Source organism: Synechococcus sp. 8F6, assembly GCF_002252665.1.
GTDB lineage: Bacteria > Cyanobacteriota > Cyanobacteriia > PCC-6307 > Cyanobiaceae > Cyanobium_A.
The window spans coordinates 1-700 of the sequence record NZ_NQKZ01000068.1 but is presented as its reverse complement, the minus strand read 5'-3'; the positions used below and the strand labels follow the sequence as shown (position 1 = coordinate 700).

At 55.9% G+C, this 700-nt stretch carries 1 pseudogene; it reads right to left on the bottom strand.

The features are described 5' to 3' along the window. Positions 1-154: 154 nt before the first annotated feature. Positions 155-700, bottom strand: a pseudogene (locus CJZ78_RS14135) (hypothetical protein); the annotation flags it as partial.

Here is a 700-nt window from a genome sequence, read left to right as displayed (position 1 = left end):
AGCTCCGATTTGGAGACATCTCCAAGGTCCTTGACTTTGGCGAGCAGATCCGAACCAGTAAGCATCTCTCTACAACATTGGCGTCAAGAGCATACCAAATTACGGCTCATTGTCTACGCCTTGTGCGACTCTCGGAGAGAATCAAAGCCGTTCTTCAGTCGATGGCTCTCAGCCTTGCCTTCTCTGCTGGGACCATCGTGGGGTATTTGGTGGCCCAGATCTGTACTGCCGGATTGGCCGCGACGTAAGCACTCCAGCTGCAGCCATAGGTCTTGACCACCCGCGAGCAGTCCAGTGCAGCAATCCGCGCCTTTTCTGCAGCGTCTGCCTTCATCTGAGCCAGTTTGGGCTCCAGCTCTTTGTTGACCTCGCCGATACTCAGGCCCGTCATGCCCATCATTTCCATCATGAACTGGTTGGCGGGCACGTTGTTCTTGAAACCAACCGTTGCCGCCTGGGTGTTGCCAGCTTCGTCGACGTAGTTGATGGTGTATTGATAGTCGTGCTTCTTGGCAGCAAAACCAATCAGGCCTGGCACTCCGAACAGCACAACGCCAGCAACGCCCATACCGACATCTGTTTTGCTGCCAGAGCCACCTTGGGACCAGGAGAGCACCTGATCTTTCTGGATGACCAGGCCCGGCATGCCGATCTGGCCATTGGCCAGGGTGACGGTGCATTCTGAACCGCCTGAGCAGAG